Consider the following 773-nt stretch of genomic DNA (forward strand, 5'->3'; position numbering starts at 1 on the left):
TTCGAAGTGGTGAACGCAGAGGAAAACGCCGCGGTCACCGGCGGCGAACTGACCGTGGGTAGCATCACCGGCGGCAAGCAACCGGATCCGGTGAATCCGGACCCGGAAACGCCGACCATCGACACGAAGATCACGGAAAAGAACATCGTCCAGTTCCTGGCGGCCGACGGTGGCTACACGGCCAACGAGCAAGCGGTGCTGGCGTCGGTTGATGGCGTGACGGTGGGCGATCTGACCTCGGGCGAGGTCGGCGGCAAGGTGCTGTCGGCCATGGCGCTGCAAACGGCCGGCACGGCAGAGCAACGCCGCTCGGCGCGCCTGCTCTCGGGTGAGTCGCTGGTGAACAACGTCGGTGCGGCGCAAAGCGCAGCGACGTCGTTCCAGCGCGGCATGCAAACGCGCATGATCGCCGGTGGTTCGATGTTCGACGACAAGACGGCGAATGGCGCGATGGCGGCGGACAACGGCATTGCCGGCTGGGCGTCGTTCAAGGGCGGCAACGCGAGCCAGCGCGGCGACGGCATGTCGTTCGACGTGAAGGGTCTGGACGGTGCGATCGGCGTGGACAAGCGCGTGGGTCAAAACACGCTGGTGGGCGCATCGGTGGGTCTGGGCAACCAGGAATCGAAGGCGAAGGGCCTGCCGGGCGAGTCGAAGATCAACAGCGTGAGCGTGGGTCTGTACGGATCGCACCTGACGGACACGAGCTGGTTCGTCAACGGCGGTGTGTCGTACACGAATCACAGCGTGAAGACGGATCGCACGGTGGCTGC

General features: G+C 65.5%; 1 protein-coding gene. It reads left to right on the top strand.

Features of this window, described 5'->3' with window-relative positions:
* Positions 1 to 773, top strand: a 773-nt coding sequence (locus PBR20603_RS24005; protein WP_150561956.1) for an autotransporter outer membrane beta-barrel domain-containing protein, incomplete at both ends; no start/stop codon positions are given.

The sequence above is a fragment of the Pandoraea bronchicola genome (assembly GCF_902459805.1).
Classification (GTDB): domain Bacteria; phylum Pseudomonadota; class Gammaproteobacteria; order Burkholderiales; family Burkholderiaceae; genus Pandoraea; species Pandoraea bronchicola.